General features: G+C 49.3%; 2 tRNA genes and 1 rRNA gene. All 3 read right to left on the bottom strand.

Annotated features, from left to right (window positions below):
• Nucleotides 1-202: 202 nt before the first annotated feature.
• Nucleotides 203-278: transfer RNA gene (locus L647_RS0122400), tRNA-Ala, on the bottom strand.
• A 50-nt stretch (nucleotides 279-328) separates the two neighbouring features.
• Nucleotides 329-405, bottom strand: a tRNA-Ile gene (locus tag L647_RS0122395).
• A gap of 76 nt (nucleotides 406-481) precedes the next feature.
• A 16S ribosomal RNA gene (locus tag L647_RS0122390) occupies nucleotides 482-2,017 on the bottom strand.
• Nucleotides 2,018-2,029 lie beyond the last annotated feature (12 nt).

Below are 2,029 nucleotides of genomic sequence, written 5' to 3'. Positions count from 1 at the left end.
TAAATGGCACTGAATGGTACTGCTACCATTCTTTTTTTACTTTTGAAAACTCTTGATAAATACAATGTATCTATCAGAATTTTATTATCAGCTTTTCCAAATTTTTAAAGAGCAAGAGATGTAAAAACTTCTCAAAATTAAACACACTCTATTCTCAGGCGGTTAATGGCCTGATAAAGAATATTTATTTTTAAGAAGTAAGTGGTGGAGCTAAGCAGGATCGAACTGCTGACCTCCTGCGTGCAAGGCAGGCGCTCTCCCAGCTGAGCTATAGCCCCACATATGCTGGTACTTATTGTTTTAACCATCTTCTTAATTAGATAAGAAGTGGTGGGTCTGAGTAGATTTGAACTACCGACCTCACCCTTATCAGGGGTGCGCTCTAACCAGCTGAGCTACAGACCCAAAACAATAAGTGTTGTTCTCTTTACAATAACAATCATCTGTGTGGACACTACGAACAAATAAGTTCTAAATCGTATAAGGAGGTGATCCAGCCCCAGGTTCCCCTAGGGCTACCTTGTTACGACTTCACCCCAGTCATGAATCACTCCGTGGTAAACGTCCTCCCGAGGGTTAGACTATCTACTTCTGGAGCAACCCACTCCCATGGTGTGACGGGCGGTGTGTACAAGGCCCGGGAACGTATTCACCGCGTCATTCTGATACGCGATTACTAGCGATTCCGACTTCATGGAGTCGAGTTGCAGACTCCAATCCGGACTACGACGCACTTTAAGTGATTCGCTTACCTTCGCAGGTTCGCAGCACTCTGTATGCGCCATTGTAGCACGTGTGTAGCCCTACACGTAAGGGCCATGATGACTTGACGTCGTCCCCACCTTCCTCCGGTTTATCACCGGCAGTCTCCTTAGAGTTCTCAGCATTACCTGCTAGCAACTAAGGATAGGGGTTGCGCTCGTTGCGGGACTTAACCCAACATCTCACAACACGAGCTGACGACAGCCATGCAGCACCTGTATCAGAGTTCCCGAAGGCACCAAACCATCTCTGGTAAGTTCTCTGTATGTCAAGTGTAGGTAAGGTTCTTCGCGTTGCATCGAATTAAACCACATGCTCCACCGCTTGTGCGGGCCCCCGTCAATTCATTTGAGTTTTAACCTTGCGGCCGTACTCCCCAGGCGGTCTACTTAATGCGTTAGCTTTGAAAAACAGAACCGAGGCTCCGAGCTTCTAGTAGACATCGTTTACGGCGTGGACTACCGGGGTATCTAATCCCGTTTGCTCCCCACGCTTTCGTACATGAGCGTCAGTGTTGACCCAGGTGGCTGCCTTCGCCATCGGTATTCCTTCAGATCTCTACGCATTTCACCGCTACACCTGAAATTCTACCACCCTCTATCACACTCTAGTTTGCCAGTTCGAAATGCAGTTCCCAGGTTGAGCCCGGGGCTTTCACATCTCGCTTAACAAACCGCCTGCGTACGCTTTACGCCCAGTAATTCCGATTAACGCTCGCACCCTCCGTATTACCGCGGCTGCTGGCACGGAGTTAGCCGGTGCTTCTTCTGTCAGTAACGTCACAGCTAGCAGGTATTAACTACTAACCTTTCCTCCTGACTGAAAGTGCTTTACAACCCGAAGGCCTTCTTCACACACGCGGCATGGCTGCATCAGGCTTGCGCCCATTGTGCAATATTCCCCACTGCTGCCTCCCGTAGGAGTCTGGGCCGTGTCTCAGTCCCAGTGTGGCTGATCATCCTCTCAAACCAGCTAGGGATCGTCGCCTTGGTGAGCCATTACCTCACCAACTAGCTAATCCCACTTGGGCCAATCTAAAGGCGAGAGCCGAAGCCCCCTTTGGTCCGTAGACGTTATGCGGTATTAGCAGTCGTTTCCAACTGTTGTCCCCCACCTCAAGGCATGTTCCCAAGCATTACTCACCCGTCCGCCGCTCGTCAGCAAAGTAGCAAGCTACTTTCTGTTACCGCTCGACTTGCATGTGTTAGGCCTGCCGCCAGCGTTCAATCTGAGCCATGATCAAACTCTTCAATTAAAAAGTTTTATG

It is taken from the genome of Pseudoalteromonas sp. TB64 (genome assembly GCF_000498095.1).
In the GTDB taxonomy this organism is placed as follows: Bacteria; Pseudomonadota; Gammaproteobacteria; order Enterobacterales; family Alteromonadaceae; genus Pseudoalteromonas.
The sequence above is the reverse complement of the archived record's forward strand: the minus strand, read 5'-3'. Positions and strand labels throughout refer to the sequence as shown.